Genomic DNA, 22,262 nt, shown 5'->3' with positions numbered 1-22,262 from the left:
GACGGGCGGGCACGGCGGCCGGGCCGGCGCCGGGGCACCGGCCCCGGCAGGCGTGGGGTCCGGCCGGGTCACGGCACGGGTCGGGGCGCCGGAGCGGCCGGCGCGTGCGGCGGGAACAGGGTTCCGCGCAGCCGGAGGGCCACGGCGAGCGGCGCCGGGCCCGCTCCGTCCCGCAGGTTCTCCAGCAGGTAGGCGAGCCGCTTCGTGTCCTCGACCGACACCGCGAGGAGAGGCAGCAGCTCGGCGAGGGCGCGTTCGGCCTCCGGGTCGGTGGCGGCCGCCCGGACCCAGCGGCGCATGGTCTCCAGGCCGGACCCGGAGCACATCGGATCGTTCAGGACACTCCGCCACAGGGCGGCGAGCGACTGCCGGAGCAGCCCGCCGGGCGTGCCGGCCGCCGCCTCCGCGCGGCCGAACAGGTCGAGGAGGAGGGGGCGCCCGGTGCCGTCGGCGCCGTCCGTGGGGCCGCAGGCGTGGACGACGGCGCGCAGGACGAAGTCCCGGGCCGCGCCGCCGCGCGTCAGGGGTACGAGCGCGGGCCACAGCTCGGCCGCCGCGCCACCGGCCTCGCAGGCGCCCGCGTCCTGCCCGGCCGCGAGCAGCAGGGTGGCCGCGGACTGGGCGAGCTCGTCGAGCTCCTCCGGCCAGGTACGGGCGGGGCCGCCCCGCGCGTCCATGGCGCGCGCCGCCTCCAGGAGCGCCTCGACGGCCTCCCGGGGGAAGGTGTCCCCGACGAGGGCGTACGTGCGCACCGCCGCACGGCGCAGCCGGTGGTCGGGCGTGGTGCACCAGCCGCGCAGGATGCGCGGGACGTGCGGCGCGCCCAGGTGGTGGGCGAGGGCGAGCGCGTTGGCCGCGGCCAACCGGGCGCGCAGCCGCCGTTCGAGCGCCCAGGGCCGGACGAGCAGGGCCATGGTCGAGGGCAGGTCGGTCTGCGCCAGCACCGCCGCGGTGGACGCGGCCCGGGTGCGTACGACGGCCCGCGGATCGTCCGCCAGCCGGCGCAGCCACGCCACGAGGGCGGGGCGGGACGACGGGTGGCCGGTCCAGACCTCGCGGAGCAGGGTGATGGCCGTGAGCGGGTCGCGGAACTGCACCTTGGTCTGGAGCACCGGTCCCCATTCGGTCTCCTCGGCCTCCTGGTACCGGTCCGCCCGCGCGTGCTCCACACGCTGGGCGCTGGAGGTGCCGAAGACGGGGATGCGGGCCGGTTCCCCGGGGTTCTCGATGCGCTGGAGGAAGCCGAAGAGGACGTCGCTCAGTTCGGCGGTGAGGGGGTAGGGGGCCTCGTCGAAGGTGGCGAGGGCGATCAGGAACGCCTTGTCGTGGAGCGTCTGTTCCGTGCTGTCGAACCACTCCCGCACCTGCCGTTCGGCGGCGTAGTGGCCGAAGTCGGCGAGGGCCGCCAGGGAGAGCGCCCCTCGGGCGTGCTCGGCGATCCGGTCGGCGAAGCGGGCCAGTTCGGCCACGGGCCTGCGGTGTCCGAGCACCGACCGCACCTCGGCCAGTGCGAGGAGGGCGCCGATGTCGTGACCGGCCAGGTCCTTGTGGCGCAGGTGGCCGCGGAGCAGCGCGGCGGGCTCCGGGGGTCGCCATGGTACGTGCCCGTCGTCGCCGTGGATGACGGGGTGCGGTCCGACGACGATGACGAGGTGCCCGCCGACCGCGTGCAGCTTCTCGCTCAGTGCGCGTAAGTGGTGCTCGCGGAGCGGTCGTTCGGCAGTGGTGGGCAAGTCGACGACGAGATGCCCGCATCCTTCGCGTAACTCCCCGGTGAGACGTCCCGGGGAGAGCGCCGGGTCCAGGGCCCGGTAGGCGGTCGAGCCCACGGCACGCAGCAGCATGAGGGCGGCCGCCCGGCGGCCGGTGGTCGCGGGGCCGGAGAGGACGGTCACACGGTGCCGCCGGAGCCTGGTGAGCGCGAGGTCGAACGGGCTGCCGGGCTCCCATGTGCCGCGGGTCGTGCCAGTGCTGGCGGCCGGATCGTCCGAGGCCGGATCGTCCGGGGTGGCGTCCGTACCGCCCGGCCCGCTCCGGCCGGCTGAACCGCTCGTACCGCCTGAACCACCCGGCCCACCCCCCTCAGCCGCACCCGCCGGCCCGGCCGTCCCCTCGGAGGCATCCCCGCCGCCCTCCTCACGCGGCGGGAACACGAAGTACCGCGCCAGCGCCTCCACCTCCGCGACCGGGATCTCACCGGACCGCTCCTCGCTGTCCCCGCCCAGGTGGTACTCCACCTTGCTGCCGCCGAGGATGACGTCGCCGGTCACCTGGCCGCCGCTCACCCCGTGCTGGTCACCGCCGACGAGCGAGCCGCCCAGCCGCGCGGCGCGGCCGAGCATGATGGCCGGGCTGTGGCGGTAGAGGTCCTGGCGGGAGTCCCAGGCGTATTCGAACTCGGCGTCGGTGTCGGCGTCCGTGTCGTCCGCGTCCGGGGCCGTCCCCGGGCCGCCGGCGTGGGGCTCGGCGGGCGCTTCCGGTTCCGCCGGAACGCCCTGCGCCACACCGGGCCCACCCATGGGGCCACCCGCCGGACCACCCCCTGGGCCGCCCACCGGCTCGTCGCCCGCGCCCGGGTGCTCGTGAAGTGCGCTCATGGTCGGTCCCCGTTCCCGTCCTGGTCGTTCTCGCCCTGGCCTTCGCCGGTACGGCCGTTCGGCGCCGTCTTCGTGACGGACCCTCCGAGCACGACATCACCGTTCACCGGGCCGCCGCCGCTCACCCCGTGCTGGTCACCTCCGACCACCGAGCCGTGCACCACCGGGGCCCCGTGGAAGTGGAAGACCGCACCGGCGGGCCGTTCCGGCGACGGCGACGGCGACTGCGGCTCGGGGCGGGGCCGGGACGGCGCCCGGTCCCGGTGGCCGCCCGAGGCGGCGGACGCCGCCCGCTCCCGCCCGTCCGGTTCGCGAGGCCCCGGCTCCGTCCCCTCCGGGGCCGCGGAGGCGTCGTCCCCGTGGAGCCAGGCGGACAGCACGCCGTCCTTGACCGTCACGTCCGCCCGCCGGAACTGCTCCGGCCGGACGCCGCGGTGGCCGTGCCGGACGACCCCCTCGTACACCGGCGTGCTCACCGCCAGGACGCAGTGCGAGTCCGTCCGCGCGGCGAGGGCCTCGCGCAGGGCGTCCGAGTCCAGCAGCCGGAACGCCTGGTTGAGGTCGTGGCCGACCAGCCCGCCGGTGGTGCCCGCCTGCGGGTCGTGGGCGACCTCTCCGGCCGCGAGCACCATCCGCAGCCGCATCTGGGCGCTGCCCGAGGCCAGCCGGTTGTGGTCGTGCAGGAGTTCGGGCGTGACCGTGAGGAGCGCGCGCAGGACCGCGGTCTTGGCCACGTCCCCGCTGAGGAGCACGATCAGACCGTCGCCGCGGTCCTCGCGGTACTGCTGGGTGGCCTCGACGCCGGCTGTCACCAGGGTCTGGTCGACGACCGTGTTCAGGGTGCGCCGGAGCACCGCCTGCACCACGTCGTCGCGGCGGCTGAACCGCTCGATGTCGAGGAGGAGGATGGTCCGGTTGACAGGCTCGCGCATGGCCGCCTTCCGCTGGAGACGTGGGCCTTCAGGGCCCTTCGGGACACCGAAAAGATGCCACCGATACGGAGTTTGAGGCGACGGAACCTAGCACATTCCCAATGTGACCGCGTACACACAGCGGGCCCGCGCGGCGACCGGCGGCCGGGCCGGGACACAGCGGGAACGTCCGTCACCGGTTCTCCGGGCGCACCATCTTCCGCAGCACGTCCGGGCGCACCACGACCAGGCCCCGGCGGCCGGTGCGCACGATGCCCCGCTCGCGCAGCCCCTTCAGCAGCCGGGCCACGGCTTCCCGGGAGGCGCCCACCGAGCCCGCCAGCTCGCTCTGGGTGAGCCCGGACGTCAGCTGTACGCCCTCGTCCGCGTCCTCGCCGTGGCTGTCGATCAGCTCCAGCAGCAACAGGGCCAGGCGTTCCTGCACGTTGAGCGCGGCGTACTGCACGCGCCGGCGGTCGCTGTCGCGCATCCGGTCGGAGGTCAGGGCCAGCAACTTCCGGGAGATGTCGGGACGTTCCTCCAGGAGGCCGCTGAACCGCGCGGCTTCCACGGCGAGGGCCTCGACCCGCTTCAGCGCCGTCACCGTCGCCCCGCGCGGACGCCCGCTGAGCACGGCGCCCTCCCCGACGATGTCCCCGGGCCCGCGCAGCGCCAGGAGCGCCTCGTAACCGTTGGCGGCGGCCGAGGTCACCTTCGTCCACCCGGAGAGCAGGATCAGCACGTGCGCCGTGGGCTCGTGCTCCCGCAGGAGCACCTGCCGGGCGGGGAAGACGAGGGGCGTCCCGCTCTCGAAGAGCGCCTGCCGGTCCTCGGCCTCCAGCCGGACCACGAACGGTACCCCGTCCTCGAACCTCATCCGCCGTCTCTCCCGCCTGGCTCGACCGCGCCCGACACGCGGCACCTCGGGGAGACAGCCTCCACGCGGGTGCGGCAGGAGGCAACGCCCCTGGTGAACGGGGTGGCCTCCGGCCCTGAATGTCCTGAACGCGGCGCCGGTGCGATCCGCGTGCCGCCGGTGCTCCTCCCCCGCGAACTCCGCGTTCCGGATGCGGGGCGCCCACCGGCAGGGCACCATCGGTCTCCAGGAGGACACCCATGCCCGACCAGGAACCCCGCGCCGAACTGGACGCGCGTTACAGCAGCGAGGGAGCGACCGCCACGGAGTGGCAGGACGCCGTCGCCGCACTGGCCCGGGCGGAGGTGTACTGGCTGACGACCGTACGCCCCGACGGGCGGCCGCACGTCACCCCGCTGATCGGCGTCTGGACCGAGGGCGCGCTGTACTTCTCCACCGGCGTGGAGGAACGCAAGGCGAGGAACCTCCGGGACAACCCGCATGTCGTCCTCACCACCGGCTGCAACCGCCTCGACGAGGGTTTCGACCTGGTCGTCGAGGGCGAGGCCGCGCGGGTGACCGGCGCGCCGCGGCTGCGGGCGCTCGCCGAGGCGTGGGAGGCGAAATACAGCGCGGAGTGGCACTTCGAGGTGGAGGAGGGCGGGTTCGTCAGTTCCGTGGCGGGCGAGGTCCTGGTCTTCGAGGTCGCCCCCCGTACGGCCTTCGGCTTCCGCAAGGGCGAGCTCTACAGCCAGACGCGGTGGCGGTTCGCCTGAGCGCACGGCCCCCTGCGCCGCGCGGGGTGTCCGGGCCGGGGGAGCCCCCGGCCCGGACACCTGACGATCAGCCCTCGACCCCGTAGTACTGGGCGAGGAAGCCGATCACGTGGTCCGCGTGCGGGCTCAGCTCCGGCAGGTGCGTGGCCAGGGCCGCGCGCACGGCCGCGGTGAGCTCGGGCAGCCCGGTGGCCGCGCCCTTGACGTAGGGGTCGAGGCGCCGGACGAGCTCGTAGTTGCTCTCCACGTCGAGCTGCCGCATCGCCCGCTCCAGCGGCGCGGCGTCCGTGGCGGCCACCGGCGGCAGGAGCCGGCTGACGAAGGTGACGCGGTGCATCACCCGCCAGCACGGCGGCTTGCGGTCCGACTGACGGGCCTGCCGCAGCGCGGCCGCGTTCGGGTCGGTGCCGTTCTCCAGCCAGGACGGGTCGACGACCTTGTGGAAGAAGGTGTCGAAGTGCTCGGTGTCCTCGCCGAGGTAGAAGCTGAGGAACCGGTACGCGTCCACCTTGCCCGGCGCGTTGACCGGCTTGCCGTCGGCGTCGAACACCGGCTTCCGGTTGGCGTCGTACTGCTGGACGTTGCCCGACGGCGCGCAGGTGACGTTCAGCCCGAAGGACCGCGTCGCCTCCTTGCCGCGCGCCCGGGTGACGGACATGCCGCCGCCGAGGGAGGCGTCGAGCTGCGCGTTGACCCCGATGCCCATCACATCGAAGGACGTGCCCACGGAGGCGCCCACCGAGCCGGACAGCGCGTACGAGCCGGAGGTCGTCTCGCTGACGGCGTCGGTCGTCTCCGTCGTCTCGGCGAAGAAGCCGCCGTCCGCCGTCCAGACGTAGGTGTTCACCAGGTCGCGGCGTGAGAACCCGTCGCCGGTGGCGCTGCCCGCGGTCTCCCGCCCCTTGCCGGGCGAGGTGTCGCCGCCGATCGCGCCGCCCAGCACCCGGCCCGCCCGCTCGGCGGTCGGGTCGGGTGCGTGGGTCTCGGTGGACACCGACTCGTAGTAGCCGCGCAGCCGCTGCTGCTCACGCTGGATCCGCCGCTTGATCGCGTACGCCTCGCGCGGCTTGTAGTAGCTGTACTCGCCCTGCTCGCGGGCGCCCGCGTAGTCGGGGTCGAGGACCCTGCCGCGCTCGTCGAAGCCGACCGTGCCGTCGAGCGTGCCCTGCTTGGTGTAGCGGGGGTTGAGGGGGAAGGGGACGACGTTCCAGTCCTTGGGGATGTCCGGGTTGGGCTGGATGCGGTAGGCGACCAGGGTGCCGCTGTGCGCGAGCCGCAGCGCGAAGACGTCCGCGGTCTGGGACTGCACCACCGCGAACCCGGTGTTCACCGGCACGTAGCGGCGGCCCACGGCCGCGTTGAGCGGCTTCAGCGGGTCCTCCCAGCTGCCCGACAGGTCGACCTTCATGGCCCGGGCGGTGTTCTCGCCCTGCGACACGGCCGTCTCGTCGGCCCAGCTGTTGGAGAACTCCAGGCTGCCGCGCACGCCCACCGACACCCTGGCCTTCGCCATGGACTTGGCGACACCGAAGCCCAGCGGCGCGGCGATCATCCACATGTCGACGTCGACCTCGTTGGAGAGGGCGAAGTCGAACGCGGCGTCGACGCTGCGCTCCTTGGCCGACGAGAGCGAGTGGACGACCTGGTCGGCCTGGGTGAACTCCACCGAGGCGACGCCGTCGTAGGTCGCGCGGTCGGGGTCGACCGTGTTGGGCGTGAGGTTCTCCGACGGCACCGGAGGCGCGCCCTCCACGTAGCCGACCAGCTGCGGGTCGAACTGCACCTGGCTGACCCACTCGCTGACGAGGTCGCCGACCTTGTAGCCGGTGACCAGGTGCCAGCGCCCGTCGCGCAGATAGCCGTACGCCCGCTTGAGCACGCCGAAGGCCTCGCCCTTGACGGTGTACTGCATGTCGGCGTACTCGGCGACGGCCGGCGAGCCCGAGAGCTTCTCGTGGAACGGGGTGCGCATCGCCGCGAGGGCGGAGCGGACCTGGGCGGTGTCGCTGGAGACGGGGGCCGTGGACAGGACGGCGGCCGGACGGGCGGGGGTGGCACGGAGCGTCAGGTGGTTGCCGCGCAGGCCCTCGTCGCGCACGAGGTCCGCGGTCTCGTCGGTGGAGGCCCGGTCGAAGGACCAGTAGGCGAGCAGGTCCTCCTTCTCGCCCCTGAGCCGGGTGAAGAGGTTGTCGAGGACCTGTTCCTGGGTGCGGGCGGTGCGCCAGATCCGCACCTCCTCCAGGACGCCGTGGAACGGCTGGTCGGCCTTGCCGTCCTTGAGCCGGGCGCCGAGCGCGAGCGCGGTGTCCCCGTAGCCGGCGAAGTCCTCGCCGTCCAGCGGGTCGCAGGCGACGGACACGCCGTTGCGGTAGAGGCGGAAGAGGCTGCCGCGCGGGTCGGGGTTGGCCGTCCAGCGGGCCCCCCGCAGCCGGGCGGCGTGCGAGCCGGTGGCGTCGGCCGCGGTGTTGCCCGCGTTCTCCTCGAACCGCCAGTGCGCCGTCAGCCCGCGGTCGCGCGCCGAGACCGGCGTGCCGAGCTGGGCCGCGTCGCGGGCCACGCCCCACAGCCGCGCCTCGGAGACGACGCCGGTGAAGGCGCGCGTCTCCAGGCCGTCCCGGACCCGGCCGAGGTCGAGGGTGCCGGTGTTGCCCTTGGGGCCGGGCCCCTCGTAGCGGGCGGTGCCGGCCTCGCGGCCGTCGACGAAGAAGCGGATGTCCTGCCACTCCTGGAGGTCGACCGACTCCACGAGCTCCACGGTCTGCCGGACGGGCCTGCCGTCGGCGCCCGCCGCCGTGATCTCCTTGGAGCCCTTGCGCTCCTGCATCGACCGGCCGCCCTTACGGACGACGGCGATCCGGTGGAACGTTCCGGCGGTGAGGCTCCCGGTGGAGGTGAACCGCACGAGCTTCCCGTCCGGCTCCTCGAAGCCGAACTCCAGCCGCCCGTCGGGCAGGACGAGCAGCCGGTACGGGACGCTGCCGCCCGCCCCGTCGGCGGCGCGCCCCTTGGAGAGCAGGCCCTGGGGGGTGCCCAGGGCGTCGACGCGGCAGAACACCTCCACGGTGAGGTCGCCGGTGACGTCGAGCGCGTCGTTGTCGGGCACCTCCAGGAACGCCCCGTCGGCGAGCTCGACCGCCCACGACTGCTCGTAGGCGGCGGCCAGGTGGGTCCACTCGCGCAGGGGGAAGGAGGCCCGGGTGGCGGTGAGGCGGTCGCCGACGGCGGCGACGATGCGGTAGCCGGGGGTCTCGCCGGCGGTGAGCACCTCGGGGGCGGTGGCGGTGGTGACGGTACCGCGCAGGGTCACGGGGTAGTGCTGCGGCGAACGGTCGGTGACGACCGGCTTGCCGTCGGGCCCGGAAGCCGGCCCCGCGCAGGACCAGCAGCCCCAGATGCCGTCCTCGTCGCCCTTGAGCCGGGTCCCCATCCGCTCACGGATCTGGGTGGCGGTACGGGCGGTGGCCCACAGCCGGACCTCGTCCATCTCGACGCGCGCGTAGTCCGGGATCCAGCCGGCGTGGGAGCTGCCGAAGCTGAAGGGGCCGCCTCCCCGGTACTCGCGCGTCGCCGTGCGCCGGGCCACCTCCGCGCCGTCCCGGTAGATCACCTGCTCACGGGAGGTCTTGGTGAAGACGCACGCCCAGTGGTGCCAGGCGGTGTCGGTGTACTTCTCCTCGGTGTCGAGGTCGTCCCCGTAGAAGGCGAAGGTGAAGGCGCCGTCCCCGCGGAAGCCGATGTGCAGCGAGGAGCTCTCGGCGGCGTGCGACGTGCCGTGCCCGACCACGATCTGCGGGCGGCCGTCGGGGGCCGCGGGCCGCCGCGCCCAGAACTCGACCGTGAAGTCGCTGGAGGACATGTCGAGCTGCGTTTCCGTGACGGCGATGCCGTTCTTGCCGTCGAAGGACAGCGCGGGGGTCGCGGGCGGCGCGGGCGGGGCGAGCAGGCCGAGGGTGTACGGGTGGTCGCCGGTGTTGGCGTGGACGACGCGGGCCGCGCCACGTACCCGCTCGGGGTTGACCCACGCCTCCAGGGTCAGGTCGCCCGTCGTGGCGACGCGGTCCAGCCGCTCGTCCATGGTCAGGACGTGCTGCCGGCCGTCGAAGGCGTACGCCCGGCCGGGCTTGTCCGCACGCCAGCGGGGGCCGTGACCGGTGACGAGGTCGGGCACGGCGCCCAGCGGCACCTCCTGTGCCTTGCCCGCGTCGACGACCAGGAGCCGGGAACCCGCGGACAGCGGCACACCGGGGCGGTTGCTCCCGGCCTGCCCCGCGTAGTCGTACGCCTGGCCCGCCGCGCCGTTGACGATCGCGGCGAAGTCGGCGGCCCGGCGCGGCAGCCGCCGCCAGATCTCGCTCTCCTCGCCGCGCCGGATCGTCAGCTCGCACAGGCCGGCGTCGCCGACGTCCATGATGAGGATGTCCAGGCCGGCGAGGTCGGTGCCCGCGTCGCGGGCGGCGAAGGTCATCGCGGTGCCGTCGGGCCCCGCGAACCGCCGGGTGGCACGGGAGACGAGGGTGTCGTAATAGGTGGCGAAGAACTGACCGTCGGCGCCCCGGAAGTACAGCACGACGCTGCCGGTGGCGCTGTCCAGCAGGTACGGGCGGTCGGCGCCGCGGGCGAACTCCAGCAGGGCGCCGGCGCAGCTGAGGCCGGTGCGGTCGACGGAGAGCTGCGGCATCGGCAGCGCGATGTCGTCGGCGCCCTTGAGGCCGCCGGTGAGCCGGGCGAGCTCGTCGCGACCGGCGGCCAGCTCGGCCTGGACGACGGCGAGCTCGCGCCGGAGCCGGTCGATCCGCTCCTGGCCGGCGTCGGCCTCGCGCAGTCTGGCCTCGGCGAGCGTGAGACGGTCGTGCTGGCTCTGGATCTCGGAGTCGTACCCGCGGGGCCGGACCCGCTCCATGACGACCGCCGCCTCACCGCCGGCGGTGGCCGTGCCGAAGTCGTACTGCACCACCCGGTCGCGGTTGATCCCGTCGAGGGCGCTGATCGCCTTGCCGCTGTAGCGGTTGACGAGGGCCGAGTAGCCGTCGCCGAGGTCGCGGACGATGAAGTGGCTGTTCCAGCCCCTGATGTTGCGCCGCCACAGGACCAGCTCGGCGCCGTTGTCCCGGCTCTCGTCGCGGACGTGGACGTCGAGCCCGCCGGCCTCGTTCATCATGAAGAAGACGGGGTAGCCGTCGTGGGTGCCACCGTGGTCGACGAAGTGCCACACGGCGTTCGCGTCGTCCTTGTCCGTGGTCCTGATCAGCGGGGTCCCGTTCTCCAGCCGGCCCGACACCGTGAGGTACAGGTCCTGGCCGTCGCGCCGCTGCTTGAACCGCACGCGCCAGAACCACGCCAGCACGTTGCCGTCCAGCCGGCTCTTGAGCGCGTCGCGCTCCTCACGCGCCTGCTGGGCGTCCGCGGTCTGCTGCGCCAGCCGCGCGATCTCGGTCTCCTTGGCCGCGGCCGTGCGGTCCAGCTCCCGTACCCGCGCGTCCAGCTGGCTGATCGCCTCGACGTCGCCGCTGGCCTCCGGCGCGGCCAGCACGGGCAGCGCCAGCTCGTCGGGCACCTGGGCGAGGCGGCCGTCGCGCCCGACGCCGAAGTCGACGGTCGCGAGGCAGGCGTCGCCGGTGGCGGCGCCGGTCCTCGGGTCGGGGCCGGAGGTGGCGTACGACAGGAGCACGCGCGCCTGGCGCTTGGCCGGCTTGGGCTCCTGCCCGTAGCCGACGGCGGTCTCCTCCTGCTGGTGGTAGAGGACGGCGGACAGACCGGAGACGGTGGCGCGCCCGGCGACGGCGAAGCTGTCGCGGCGCACGCCCGGGTGGTCGCCGACGGGCGCCTCGGAGGTCACCCACTTCGGGCCGCCGACGAGCTCGCCGTGGCGCGCGCGGTCGGTCTGGTCGTGCAGACGGGTGCCGGAGCCCTCGTCGAAGCGGTAGTAGGCGACGAGCCCGGCGTCGTTGCCGATGAGACGGACGCCCTTGTCCCGCTTGAGCTCCTCGGCGGTGCGGGCGCGGTCCCAGATCCGCACCTCGTCCAGCTCGGCGCGGGCGCCGCCGAGCCAGAGCGCCTTGCCCAGCAGCAGCGGGCCTTCCCCGGCGTACGTGCCGTCCGCCGTGCGGGTGCCGACCTCCTGGCCGTCGCGGTAGACGGACTGCCGGCGGGTGGCGTGGTCGTGGACGCAGGCCCAGTGGTGCCAGGCGGTGTCGTCGCCGCGCGCGTCGGTGTCGAAGTCGTCCTGGTAGAAGCCGAAGACGAACCTGTCGTCGCCCCGGAAGCCGATGTGCAGGGACCGGCGGTGGGCACCCGCCTCGTCGCCGTGCCCGACGAGGAACTCCTCGCGGCCCGTCGCCGTGCGCCGCGCCCAGAACTCCACGGTGAAGTCGCGGCCGGCGAGCTCCGGCGCCGCCGCGACGCGCACGTGGCCCTCGTCCTCGCCGAAGGCCAGCGCGGTCTCCGCGTGCCCCTCCGTGCTCACCACGGGTATCAGCGGCTGTCCGGTGAACGGGCAGGTGCCGGGCCCGCTCTCGTACACCGCGTCGCGGTACGCGGGGTCGGGGCTGGTCCACGCCTGGGTGCCCTGGAGGTTGAACAGGCCGTCGCGGCCCTGCTCCACGTTGAAGGAGTCGACGCGGCCGGTGGCGTCGTTGTGCGCGAAGATCTGCCAGCGCTGCCGCCCGTGGACGGCGGTGGGGACCAGCAGGGCGGTGAAGCGGCCGTCCGAGAGGTGGCGGACGAACGACAGCTCCTGGGTCGGCTCGTGGAAGGGGCGGCCCTCCATGTCCGTGGTGCCCAGGCTGTCCTTGGCCGAGTCGGGGCGGTTCTTGTGCCGGCTGCGGCGGTAGCGGGCCTCCAGGACGGGCTTGAGCTCACCCCCCACGAGCAGGAAGCGGTCGAGGAGCAGGGTGCCCGCGACCAGGGGCACCTTGGCGCCGTCACGGTCCACGGCGTAGTCCGCGCGGCCCGGGTCGCCGGAGGAGCCGCCGTCGGCCAGCTTGTGGACCGCGTCGGGGTGCGCCGCCCCCACGGACTGGCGCAGGACGACGATGTGCGTCCCGTCGGACAGCGCGTGGAAGGGCGCGAGGGCGGTGAGCCGGGCGGTCGTCGAGAGGAACGGGTCCACCTCCTCCTCGCCCAGGCGCTCGTCCGGCGCGGCCTCGACCCGGCCGCCGCGCTTGACGACCGGCATCCTGGTGGCGCCGGCGACCGCGAAGCCCACATCGGTCGTCTCGGCGGGGAAACGCAGGGGGAGCGGGTTCTCCGACCAGTAGGCGGCGTCGAGTTCGCCCTTGGCGTCGTCGTGGCGGCTCAGGTCGAGCACGGTGTACACGAGCCGCCGCTGGTCGTCCATGGCCAGGGCCACCGTGGTGCCCTGGTGGCGCACGGTGGTGGTGTGGGCATAGGAGCGGTCGCTGTAGACCTTGGACAGGTGTTGCTCGCCGGACAAGGCGTCTCCTCGGAAATCACATACGGGAAGGGCGGGGTGACCCCGCTGACCTGCGCCGCTCCCCCTTCGCGAGCGCAGCGACCCACGATTTACCGGCGTGAATTCCGCGTCAAGGAACGGTTTTCGCCAAGGCGTCCGAATACAGGGGGTGGTGAGGTCGTCACCCCCTGGCGATGTGAGGTGTGCCGCCCCCTTCCGGCGGCACGCCTCACCATCACCGGGTCCCCTCACGACCCGTCAGCTCCCGCTATTCCGGCAGGTTGCCGTTCCCGCCCAGGTTCGCGACCATGCGGCGCAGGACGTCGATGGTCCTCGCGTACTCGGCCGGGTCGACGCCCTCACGCATCCGCGTGTGGACCCGCGCGTTGCGGTCCCGGGCGCGCAGCCGTCCGGCCTCCCCGGCCTCCGTCAGCGTCAGGACCCCGCCGTCCTCCGTCAGCCAGCCACGCGCGACGAGGTCGTCGAAGACGCCGTCGAAGTCGGTCCCGAGGTCGTCGTACGGCGTCAGCCGCTCGACGAGCGCCGCGCGGGTCCAGGTGCCGGGCGCCCCGGCGGCGTGGTTGAGCGTCCACCAGTGCGGCTGGGTCAGGTCCTCCACGGCCAGCTCCGCGCGGAGGGCCCCCACGATCAGGCGGTACGCCTGGCCGGTCCACGAGCCCATGGGCTGGGCGACGAGCTCTTCCTGCGTGTACTCCTTGAACTCCATGGCGAGGGTCCCCCTTCAAAAACGATCACTTGGACATGATCAAGGTAGGACCTCAAGCGGACTTGGGGTCAAGGAGCGCCGGCGCGGGGGCCCGGTGCTCAGGCCGCGACGAGCTCGCCCAGCCGCCTGCGCTCCGGGACGCCGAGCTCCTCGAAGACCGCGAGCGCCGCCCGCCAGTGCGGGAGGGCGGCCTCCGGTCCGTGCAGGGCCTGTTGCGCCAGGCCGTACACGTACAGGGTCCTGGCCATGACGAGCCGCTGGCCGTGCCGCCGCGCCAGCTCCAGCGCCCGCTCGGCGTAGCGGACCGCGCGCGGCTCGTCGCCGAGGTCGAGGTGGGCGTGGGCGATGCCGGCGAAGGCACGGGTCCGGGAGAGGAGCAGTCCGGTCGCCCGGATCCGGCCCAGGGCCTGCCGGCCGTAGTACAGGGCCCGGGCGGGCCGGCCGTCCGCCCGGTAGGCCTCGATCAGGCTGGTGAGCACCCTGACCTCGCCGTAGCCGAAGTGGATCTCGCGGGCCAGGCCCAGGGCGCGGTGGTAGTCGGTGAGCGCCGCGGTGGTGTCCCCGGTGCACCGCCGGACCGTGGCGAGGGCCTCCAGCGCCGCCGCCTCGTGGACCCTCTCCCTGGTCCAGCGGCTGAGGCCGATCGCCTGGCCGGCGTCGGTGGCGGCCTGTTCGTAGTCGCCCGCGTCGCAGCGGGTGCCGGACAGGTGCGACAGGGCGTTGTTCTCCAGGTGCGGGTTCCCGAGGCGCCGGGCCAGCTCCAGGCACTCCGAGAACGCCGCGAGCGCCGCGGCGAGGTCGCCCTGGAACCACGCCACGATGCCGGTGCCCGCCAGTGCCTGGCACAGCGTGGCGCCGTTGCCCGCGCGCCGGCTGAGGGCGAGGGCCTGTTCCTGCCTGCGGAGCCCGAGGCCGGGCCGGGTCGACAGCAGCTCGGCGATCCCGATGTGGTGCAGCGCCAGCGCCTGCGCGTCGACGTCGCCCGCCCGCCGGGCCAGCGTCAGGGCCTCCTCCTGGTAGCGGATGCTGTGCCCGGGGCGGCCCAGGTGGACGTTGGCCAGACCGAGGTTGAAGAGGCTGTCGGCCTGCCCGGAGACGTCACCGGTCCGGCGGCTGATCTCCAGCGACCGGCTGTGGCACCGGTCGGCCTCCTCGTAGCGGCTGAACAGGAAGTGGATGTCGCCCATGAGGCCGAGGACGGACGCCTCGGCGCGCTCGTCCCCCGCCCGGCGGGCCGCGGCGAGCGCGGCGTCGCACACCGCGAGCCCCTCGGCGCCGTGCCCGCGGGACGTGAAGTAGCCGCGCAGGGCGTCCGCGAGGCGCCAGGCGTGGGCGAGGGTGCCCATGTCGAGCGCGCGGCGCGCGGAGGCCACCAGGTTCGGCAGCTCGCTGTCCAGCCAGTCCAGCGCCTCCGCCTCGTCCATCGGCCGTACCGGCCCGCCGGCCGCGGCGGGCGCGGCGGGCGCGGGCGGCGGCGGTCTACGGGCCCGGGGGCGGAGGAGCTCCGCGGCGGCGCGGGCCGTTCCCAGGTAGAAGGCGAAGAGCCGGGCGCGCGCCGCCGGGGCGCCCGCGTCGCCCTCGGCCCGCGCCGCGGCGTACTCGCCCAGCAGGTCGTGGATCCGGAAGCGGCCACCGCTGCCGGCGGACACCAGGTTCGCCGAGACCAGCGTGTCCAGCAGCGGCCCCGCCCCGGCGGGGGAGCGGTCCATCAGCACCCCGGCCGCCGGACCGGCGAAGTCCGGGCCCGGCACCAGGCTCAGCCGCGCGAAGAGGGTCGCGGCCGGCTCCGACAGCCTCCGGTAGGACAGGTCGAAGGCCGCCCGCACGGCCGCCTCCTCGTCACCCGGGGACACCAGGTGGGCCAGCCGGCCCCGTGAGCGCAGGACGTCGACGTAGTGCGCCACCCGGGTCTGCGGCAGGGCGTCGACGTTCGCCGCCGCGATCCGCAGCGCCAGGGGGAGCCGCGCGCACTCGGCCGCCAGGGCCCGCACGGCCCCGGGCTCGGCGTCCGCCCGCGCCGGCCCGAGCAGGCCGGTGAGCAGGGCCACCGACTCCTCGTCGGTCATCGGGGCGAGCCGGAGCCGGTGCCCGCCCTCGATCGCGGACAGCCCGCGCAGGTCGTCCCGGCTCGTCACGATCACCGCGCAGCCCGGGTCGCCGGGGAGCAGCGGCCGCACCTGGCGCGGATCGGCGGCGTCGTCGAGCAGGACGAGCACCCGCCGGTCGGCGAGCAGGCTGCGGTAGAGGCCGACCCGTTCCTCCTCGTCGGCCGGCACCTGGTGGGCCGGCAGGCCCAGCGCGCGCAGGCACCGGCCCAGGGCCACCGACGGTGCCAGCGGGGCCGCGCGGCAGTGGCCCTGGAGGTTGACGTAGAGCTGGCCGTCCGGGAAGCGGGCCCGGACCTGGTGGGCGACGTGCAGGGCGAGGGTGGTCTTGCCCACGCCGGGCTGGCCGGTGACGATGCCCACGGGCATGGCCTCGCCGGGGGTGCCCCCGCGCCCGTACGCCCGCGGGGCCAGGAGCTCCGCCAGGGACCGGACCGGGCCGGCCCGGCCGACGAAACAGCGCGGGGCCGGGGGCAGTTGGAAGGGCTTCACCTCCCAGGGGCCCCGCCCGGTGCCCGGTGCCCGGGGCTCCGCCCTGCCGGACACCGCGTTCCCGGTCAGGACCATCTGGTGCACGCGGTCCACGTGCTCGCCCGGGTCGATGCCCATCTCGTCGCGGAACAGCCTGCGCACGCGCCGGTACGCCGCCAGCGCCTCGCCCGTGCGGCCCGACCGGCTCAGGGCGAGCATGAGCGCGGCCCACAGCCGCTCGCGCAGGGGGTGCTCCCGCGTCAGCGCGTCGAGCTCCCCGACGATCTCGGCGTGCCGGCCGAGCCGCAGCTCGACCTCCGCCCAGCGTTCCAGGGCGTGCAGCCGCTCGTCCGCCAGCCGGGGAGCCGCGCCGCGCTGGAGGGAGTCGGAGGGGACGTCGAGGAGCGGCGGTCCCTGCCACAGCGCGAGCGCCTCGGTGAGCAGGGCGGACTCCTCCACCGCGTCACCCGTGGTGTGCGCCTTGCGGGCCCGTTCCAGCAGCTCGTGGAAGGCCGCCACGTCCAGTCGGCCCGGGGCGACCTCCAGGGCGTAGCCGTTGGGTCTCGTGCGCACGAGCGGGGTGCCGTCCGGTCCGTCGCCGAGGGCGCGGCGCAGGCGCATGGTGTAGACGTGGACCGTGTTGCGTGCCGACGGTGGCGGGTTCTCGCCCCACAGCCTGTCGACGAGGGTGTCGAAGGGCACGGTCCGGTTGGCTCCGAGCAGCAGGGTGGCGAGGAGGACGCGGAGCTTTCCGGCCGTGAGCGGGACGGGCGTCGTGCCCCGGAACACCTCCATGTGTCCCAGCAGGCGGAAACGCAACTCCGTCACCACTGCGCCACCCCCCTCCACGACAGCGCGCACGAGGTGTTGGAAGCACAGTAAGTCCGTTTCGCGCGCCGGGGACAGCGCCGTTCGAGCCAGGCGGCCGGGTGGTGACCGTACGGGCCCTGGGGTGCCCGCTACCGCCACGGGCAGCGCGGAAGCCCCGGGTACGGGTCCTTGTCGGTCCACAGGTAGTTGGCCGGAATGCTGCCCCAGGCGAGGACCGAGGGGATCTGCACGGTCTCCTGGCCCTGGGTGTAGTACCAGACGCTGTTGCCGCCCGGGTGGGGGTCACCGAGCGTCCAGCACACGAACCAGCTGGTGGTGGTCTTGAGGAGGCCGGTCACGGGGGCGAGGAAGGCGGCCCGGCCGTAGAGCTGGCCGGGAGCGTTCTCGCAGTAGAGGTCCTTGGTGAAGGAGTTGCCGAGGGTGTCCGCGTGCGGGCTGTTCTCCCGCATGTAGCAGGTACGGGCGGATCCGGAGGCAGGAGCGGCAGAGGCGGCAGGGGCGGTGGCGTCCGCGGCGGTGCTCGCCGCCGTGGCCGGGGTGGCGGACAGCGCGGCCGTCGCCGCGAGGGCGGCGGCCACCGCCCCGCCCCGGTGCGCGGCCCTTCCCGGCGGCCTCACCGGTGGCCGTCCCGCACGGCCTCCGCGGCCTTCATGGACGGTACGCAGGGCGGCAGGCCGGGGAACGGGTCGACCGTGGTGGTCAGCCGGTACGCGGGCACGTACCCCCAGCCCTTGCGCATCGGCCAGTTGAGGATGCGGTCGCCCTGCGTGTAGTACCAGACGCGGTTCTTTCCGGCGTGCAGCTCACCGGTCTCCCAGCACACGAACCAGCTCAGGGTGGAGACGAGCTTGCCGACCACCGTGGCGTAGTTCTCGGACTTCGCGTACACATCGGCGACGACGTTCTCGCAGTAGAGGTCCTTGGTGAAGGTCTTGCCCGCGTAGTCGGTGTGGGAGACACCGTTCCGGATCTGGCAGATGCCGCGTGGGCCGGACGCGCCGGGAGCGGCGCCGTCCCCCGCCGTGGCGGCCGCCGCGGGAACCGCTCCGGCGAGCGCCGCGACGCTGACGGCGGACATGGCGAGGGCCGTCCAGCCCCGTCGGCCGGGCCTGATCGCTGTCGTTTTCACGTGCCTTCCTCTTCCTTCGTTCCTGCCCGGTGACGCTCGCTTCCCCGCCCGCCGGCCCGGCCGGCGCCCGGGTCCGGTCAGGCCCACCGGCACTTGGGCACGCCGGGCGCCGGATGGCTGTCCACGTGCAGCAGATGGCCGGGCAGATAGCCCCAGCCCTTCGCCCCCGGCCGGTCGACGATCACATCGCCCTGTGTGTAGTAGTAGAAGTTGTTGCCGCCCGGCGGCGGATCGCCGGTCTTCCAGCAGACGAACCAGCTCCGGGTGGACAGCAGCCTCGACACCACCGGGCTCGTCGGGTACGTCTGAAGGCGCAGCTCACTGGGGGAGTTGTCGCACACCACGTCGTGGTCGAACCACATGCCCGTCCAGTCGACGTGCTCGACACCCTCACGCGTCACGCACGGCGCGCTCGCCGTCCTGGGCTCGCCCGACGCGGGCAGCGCGGCGCCCAGGACCAGCGCCGCGGCCGACACCGTGGCCGCCGTCCAGGTCCGTGACCTGCTCATGGTCGTCACTCCCACGTCTTCTTCCCCCTGCCGGCTTCTTCCGGTTCCTTCTTCCCTGACTCCTCTTCCGGGCGCCTTCTCTTCCGGGCGGTACGAGGCTCTTCCTCCGGGCTCTTCCTCCGGACGGTACGAGGCGGGCACAGGGATCCGGCGCGGACCCGGCCCAGTGTGGCCCGTACGGCTGACATCCCTCTGACGGCCTTGTCAGCCGCGTGTCAGATGACCGTGTAAGGATCCGGACACGGGCAGCGAGCCGCAGGTCTGGGGGCGTCGACGGATGGTTTTCTCTGGAACGCAAGCCGACGGATCCCGGAACCGGCCGGTGTGGGCCCCACCCTCACCACCGGCCGCCCGGGACCATCCGTTACGCAGCTACCTCTCCTATCTCGCGGGTGAGGACGTCCCGGGCACCGGCTGGGTCTACACCGTCACGTCCCGCTCCCTCCTGGAGGACGTCTTCGCCAGCGTCTCCCTCAAACGCGAGCTGGAACGCGACCCCCACTCCACGGCGGCGGACCACCCGTACGTGGTGGGCCGCGTCGCGGTGGCCTCCGCCCGGGACAACGCCCGCGCCCTGGAGGCCGCCGCCGGGGCCGCCCCCGCCTGGGCCGCCGTCCCCCTGGAACGCCGCATGGAACTGGGCGCCGCCTTCCGCGATCAACTCCTGCGGCACCAGGACGAGTTCCTGCGCCTGCTGACCGCCGAGGCACACCCCCTGAAGCTGGCACGCTGGGAGCTGAGCTGCCTGCTGGCGGTCTACGCCGAGGAGAGCCTCGACTGGTACCGCCGGCAGATGCACACCGAGTTCCGGCACGGCGGCAGACGGCTGATCGTCCGCCGCGTCGCCGACGGCGTCGTCTGCCTCAACCCGCCGCAGAACGCCCCCGCCCCCAGCGCCGCGCTCGCCGTGCTGGCCCTCATGGCCGGCAACGCCGTCGTCGTCCGCGCGCCGCGCAGCATCGCGCTCAGCACGATGTACGTCATGCGCGAGCTCGTCGCCCCGCTCCTGGAGGACATGGGCGCCCCGCCGGGCACGCTCGGCGTCGTCTGCGGCAACCCCGGCTCCACGCTCGACCTCTGGGTCGACAGCCCCCTGGTCGACGACATCTTCTACATCGGCGGCTGCGAGGAGGGCCTGCGCCTCGAACAGCGGTGCGTCGCCAAGGGCAAGAAGCCCATCCTGGAGCTGGCCGGCAACGACACGATCACCGTCTGGAAGGACGCGGACCTCGACCTGGCCGCCCGGGCCGCCTGCGAGGCGTTCTACGGCTCCGGGCAGATCTGCATGGCGCCCAACCGCGTCCTGGTCCACGAGGCCGTCGCCGACGAGCTGACCCGGCGCATCGCCCGCGAGGCCGCCCGCGTCCGGCCGGGACACCCCGAGGACGAAGGCGTGCTGCTCTCCCCGGTGCGGCGCAGCGAGCGGTTCTTCGCCCTGCTCGACCAGGCCCGGGAGGCCGGCGCCGCGCTCGTGTGCGGCGGCCACCGCACCGAGCTGGACGGCACCCGCTCGGACACCGGTGTCTTCCTGGAGCCGACCGTCCTGCGCGTCGACGGCCTGGCCGCCGCCCGGCGCGTCGACGCCGTGCAGCAGGAGACGTTCTTCCCGCTGCTCCCCGTCGTCTCCGTCGGGCCGGGCGACGACGGCCCGCTCCTCGACGAGACGCTCGCGTTCGTCGACGCCGGCGCGCACGGGCTGCGCAACTCCCTGTGGACCCGCTCGGACGAGGTCGTCGACACCTTCCTGCGCCGGGTGCGCAACGGCGGGCTGCTCAAGGTCAACGACTCCCACATCGGCTTCCTGCCCTACCTGCCCAGCCACGGCGGCACCGGCCTGACCGGAGGCGTCTTCGGCGAGGCCAACTACCCGATGCTCAAGACCTCGCACCTGCAAGGGGTCAGCGTCAGCGCCGGCACCGACCCGCGCCGCGCCGCCTTCGGCGACCTGTGGGGCGGCTGAGCGGCGCGCCCCCCGGCGCCCCGCACGGCAGCCGCCCGTACGGCCGGGACCGTACGGAGGCGGCCCCTGCGGGAGCGGCCCACCCCTCCTGCCCTGAAGGGAACCGTCAGTGACCGAAGTCCACCCCCGAACCCACCCGCCCGGCGCGGCGCGGACCGAGGACCTGCCGCACGCCGGGACCGAGCAGGACGTCCTGCGCCTCTACCGCGCCCACCTCAGCAAGGGCCGGGCCACCCTGGCCGAACTCTTCGGAGGCCATATGGAAGTGGCCTCCGAAGGGGCCTGGCTGCGCACCTCCGACGGCGCGAGCTTCCTCAACTGCGGCGGCTACGGCGTCTTCATCACCGGCGCCCGCCACCCCCTGGTCACGGAGGCCGTGCTGCGCCAGCTGCGCACGCACCCCACGGCCACCCGCATCCTGCTGGAGCCCACCGTGGCGCGCGCCGCCGAGGCCCTGGTCTCGGTGACGCCGGCCGGGCTGGACCGCGTGCACTTCAGCCTCTCCGGCGCCGAGGCGGTCGAGACCGCGCTCAAGCTGGCCCGCGCCGGAGGGCGCAGGCGGACCGTGGCCATGTCCGGCGGCTACCACGGCAAGACCCTGGGCGCGCTGTCGGCGACGGCCAAGGAGGTCTACCAGGCGCCCTTCCGCCCCCTGCTCGCCGACGTCACGCACGTGCCCTACGGTGACGCCGACGCCCTGGAGAAGGAGCTGGCCGGCCACCCCGGCGAGGTCTGCGTCCTGGTGGAGCCGGTGCAGGGGGAAGGCGGCGTCGTGGTCCCGCCGGACGGCTATCTGCGCCGCGTCGAGTCGCTGGTGCGGGAGTACGGCGGGCTGCTGGTCCTCGACGAGGTCCAGACCGGCCTGGGCCGCCTCGGCCACTGGTGGGGCGCCGACATCGAGGGCGTCAGGCCCGACATCCTGCTGGCGGGCAAGGCCCTCGGCGGCGGGATCGTCCCCGTCTCGGCGACCGTCGCCACCCGCGAGACGTTCCGGCCCTTCGACAAGGACCCCTACATCCACACCTCGACCTTCTCCGGCCAGCCGCTGCTCATGGCCGCCGTCCAGGGTGTCGTCCAGGCGATCCGCGAGGAGGACCTGATCACCCGGGCGAGGGTGCTGGGCGAACGCCTCCTGCCGGGCATCAAGGAGGTCGTCGAGGACACCCTGGGCGACGGGCTCGCGGTGGAGGTACGCGGCCGGGGGCTCCTCATCGGCGTCGAGCTCGCCGAGCCCGGCCTCGCCGGCGAGCTGCTGATGGAGCTCTTCAACCGGCGGGTCATCGCCAACCACTCCATGATCGGCAGCTCGGTCGTCCGCTTCACCCCGCCCGCCACGCTCACCGACGGCGAGGCGGATTTCCTCCTCGGCTCCCTCGACCAGGCATGCCGCGCCCTGCGCTCGGGTGCGACGACGATGCCGGAAGGCGGTCGCTGAGATGCGGCGTGTGGAACTGGAGGCGACGGTGCGCGGCGAGAAGGCCCGGGAGGTCTTCGACGCCCTGCTCGCCTGGGAGCGCTACCCCGAACTCGCGCCCCACGTACGGGCGACGACCGTGCACCGCAGCGTGCCCGGCGAGGGCGGCAGCTCCAGCTGGGAGCTGTACTTCCGCAGCGGGCTGCTGTCGTGGTCGGAGGAGGAGTTCTTCGACCCCGGGGCGCTGCGGATCCGGTTCGAGCAGACGTACGGCGACTTCGACGAGTTCCGCGGCACGTGGCAGCTGCGGCAGGACGCCGACGACGTCCATGTGCGCTTCGACGCCGAGTTCGACTTCGGCATCCCCAGCATGGAGGGGATCCTCGACCCCATCGCGGAGCGCGTCATCAAGGAGACGGTCGCCTGGGCGGTGACCGGTCTCTTCCTGGACGTCACGCACCAGGAGCCGCTGCCGCCCCGGCAGCCGGGGAGGAACGTTTCCCCGGTGGGGTCCGCGGCGGCCGGGGACACGGACGAGAACACCGAGAACACCCCCGAGGGATGA

Annotated in this window: 13 protein-coding genes; 4 read left to right on the top strand and 9 right to left on the bottom strand. The window is 74.2% G+C overall.

Translation table 11 applies throughout. The annotated features are described in order from the left end of the window. Window positions 1-68 precede the first annotated feature (68 nt). The 3 genes from SMD11_RS02555 to SMD11_RS02545 all read right to left on the bottom strand — a co-directional run bounded on the left by SMD11_RS02555 (window position 69) and on the right by SMD11_RS02545 (window position 4,385). Window positions 69-2,597 (bottom strand): hypothetical protein, encoded by a 2,529-nt coding sequence (locus tag SMD11_RS02555; protein WP_159395195.1) that lies wholly within the window; start codon window positions 2,595-2,597, stop codon window positions 69-71. Further along, on the bottom strand, window positions 2,594-3,529 hold the full coding sequence (locus tag SMD11_RS02550; RefSeq protein ID WP_087924847.1) for a hypothetical protein: 936 nt from the start codon (window positions 3,527-3,529) through the stop codon (window positions 2,594-2,596). The genes SMD11_RS02555 and SMD11_RS02550 overlap by 4 nt, the downstream gene beginning before the upstream one ends. Window positions 3,530-3,701: 172 nt before the next feature. After that, window positions 3,702-4,385, bottom strand: coding sequence for a Crp/Fnr family transcriptional regulator (locus SMD11_RS02545; protein WP_087924846.1), 684 nt, complete (start codon window positions 4,383-4,385; stop codon window positions 3,702-3,704). Window positions 4,386-4,624: 239 nt separating this feature from the next. Between SMD11_RS02545 and SMD11_RS02540 the strand changes: the two genes are divergently transcribed. Continuing rightward, a complete protein-coding gene (locus SMD11_RS02540; RefSeq protein ID WP_087924845.1) occupies window positions 4,625-5,140 on the top strand; it encodes a pyridoxamine 5'-phosphate oxidase family protein in 516 nt (171 codons plus the stop codon). Between the two features lie 67 nt (window positions 5,141-5,207). On the opposite strand, the gene SMD11_RS02535 is transcribed toward SMD11_RS02540, so the two are convergent. The 6 genes from SMD11_RS02535 to SMD11_RS02510 all read right to left on the bottom strand — a co-directional run bounded on the left by SMD11_RS02535 (window position 5,208) and on the right by SMD11_RS02510 (window position 18,323). Beyond that, on the bottom strand, window positions 5,208-12,572 hold the full coding sequence (locus SMD11_RS02535; RefSeq protein WP_234365859.1) for a LamG-like jellyroll fold domain-containing protein: 7,365 nt from the start codon (window positions 12,570-12,572) through the stop codon (window positions 5,208-5,210). Between the two features lie 247 nt (window positions 12,573-12,819). Beyond that, entirely contained in the window at window positions 12,820-13,278 is a 459-nt protein-coding gene (locus SMD11_RS02530; protein ID WP_087924844.1) for a MarR family transcriptional regulator, read from the bottom strand. Between the two features lie 98 nt (window positions 13,279-13,376). Beyond that, entirely contained in the window at window positions 13,377-16,682 is a 3,306-nt protein-coding gene (locus tag SMD11_RS02525; protein ID WP_159395194.1) for an AfsR/SARP family transcriptional regulator, read from the bottom strand. A 131-nt stretch (window positions 16,683-16,813) separates the two neighbouring features. Further along, window positions 16,814-17,263 carry a hypothetical protein gene (locus SMD11_RS02520; RefSeq protein ID WP_087924842.1) on the bottom strand — a complete coding sequence of 150 codons (450 nt, stop codon included), beginning with the start codon at window positions 17,261-17,263 and terminating at the stop codon, window positions 16,814-16,816. A gap of 35 nt (window positions 17,264-17,298) precedes the next feature. Beyond that, window positions 17,299-17,814, bottom strand: a complete 516-nt coding sequence (locus SMD11_RS02515; RefSeq protein WP_159395193.1) for a hypothetical protein — start codon at window positions 17,812-17,814, stop codon at window positions 17,299-17,301. A 77-nt stretch (window positions 17,815-17,891) separates the two neighbouring features. After that, window positions 17,892-18,323: a hypothetical protein gene (locus SMD11_RS02510; protein ID WP_159395192.1), complete on the bottom strand. Its 432-nt coding sequence runs from the start codon at window positions 18,321-18,323 to the stop codon at window positions 17,892-17,894. A gap of 322 nt (window positions 18,324-18,645) precedes the next feature. Between SMD11_RS02510 and SMD11_RS02505 the strand changes: the two genes are divergently transcribed. From SMD11_RS02505 to SMD11_RS02495, 3 genes are all read left to right on the top strand, one after another. Next, window positions 18,646-20,283, top strand: a complete 1,638-nt coding sequence (locus tag SMD11_RS02505; protein WP_234365858.1) for an aldehyde dehydrogenase family protein — start codon at window positions 18,646-18,648, stop codon at window positions 20,281-20,283. A gap of 163 nt (window positions 20,284-20,446) precedes the next feature. Beyond that, on the top strand, window positions 20,447-21,718 hold the full coding sequence (locus tag SMD11_RS02500) for an aspartate aminotransferase family protein (protein ID WP_234366334.1): 1,272 nt from the start codon (window positions 20,447-20,449) through the stop codon (window positions 21,716-21,718). A gap of 1 nt (window position 21,719) precedes the next feature. Further along, a complete protein-coding gene (locus SMD11_RS02495; protein ID WP_087924838.1) occupies window positions 21,720-22,262 on the top strand; it encodes an SRPBCC family protein in 543 nt (180 codons plus the stop codon).

Source organism: Streptomyces albireticuli, assembly GCF_002192455.1.
Classification (GTDB): domain Bacteria; phylum Actinomycetota; class Actinomycetes; order Streptomycetales; family Streptomycetaceae; genus Streptomyces; species Streptomyces albireticuli_B.
The sequence above is the reverse complement of the archived record's forward strand: the minus strand, read 5'-3'. Positions and strand labels throughout refer to the sequence as shown.

Coding starts and splice junctions, on each gene's coding strand:
- SMD11_RS02495 (WP_087924838.1), top strand. CDS start 21,720: ATGCGGCGTGTGGAACTGGAGGCGACGGTGCGCGGCGAGAAGGCCCGG.
- SMD11_RS02540 (WP_087924845.1), top strand. CDS start 4,625: ATGCCCGACCAGGAACCCCGCGCCGAACTGGACGCGCGTTACAGCAGC.
- SMD11_RS02545 (WP_087924846.1), bottom strand. CDS start 4,385: ATGAGGTTCGAGGACGGGGTACCGTTCGTGGTCCGGCTGGAGGCCGAG.
- SMD11_RS02550 (WP_087924847.1), bottom strand. CDS start 3,529: ATGCGCGAGCCTGTCAACCGGACCATCCTCCTCCTCGACATCGAGCGG.
- SMD11_RS02555 (WP_159395195.1), bottom strand. CDS start 2,597: ATGAGCGCACTTCACGAGCACCCGGGCGCGGGCGACGAGCCGGTGGGC.
- SMD11_RS02510 (WP_159395192.1), bottom strand. CDS start 18,323: ATGAGCAGGTCACGGACCTGGACGGCGGCCACGGTGTCGGCCGCGGCG.
- SMD11_RS02530 (WP_087924844.1), bottom strand. CDS start 13,278: ATGGAGTTCAAGGAGTACACGCAGGAAGAGCTCGTCGCCCAGCCCATG.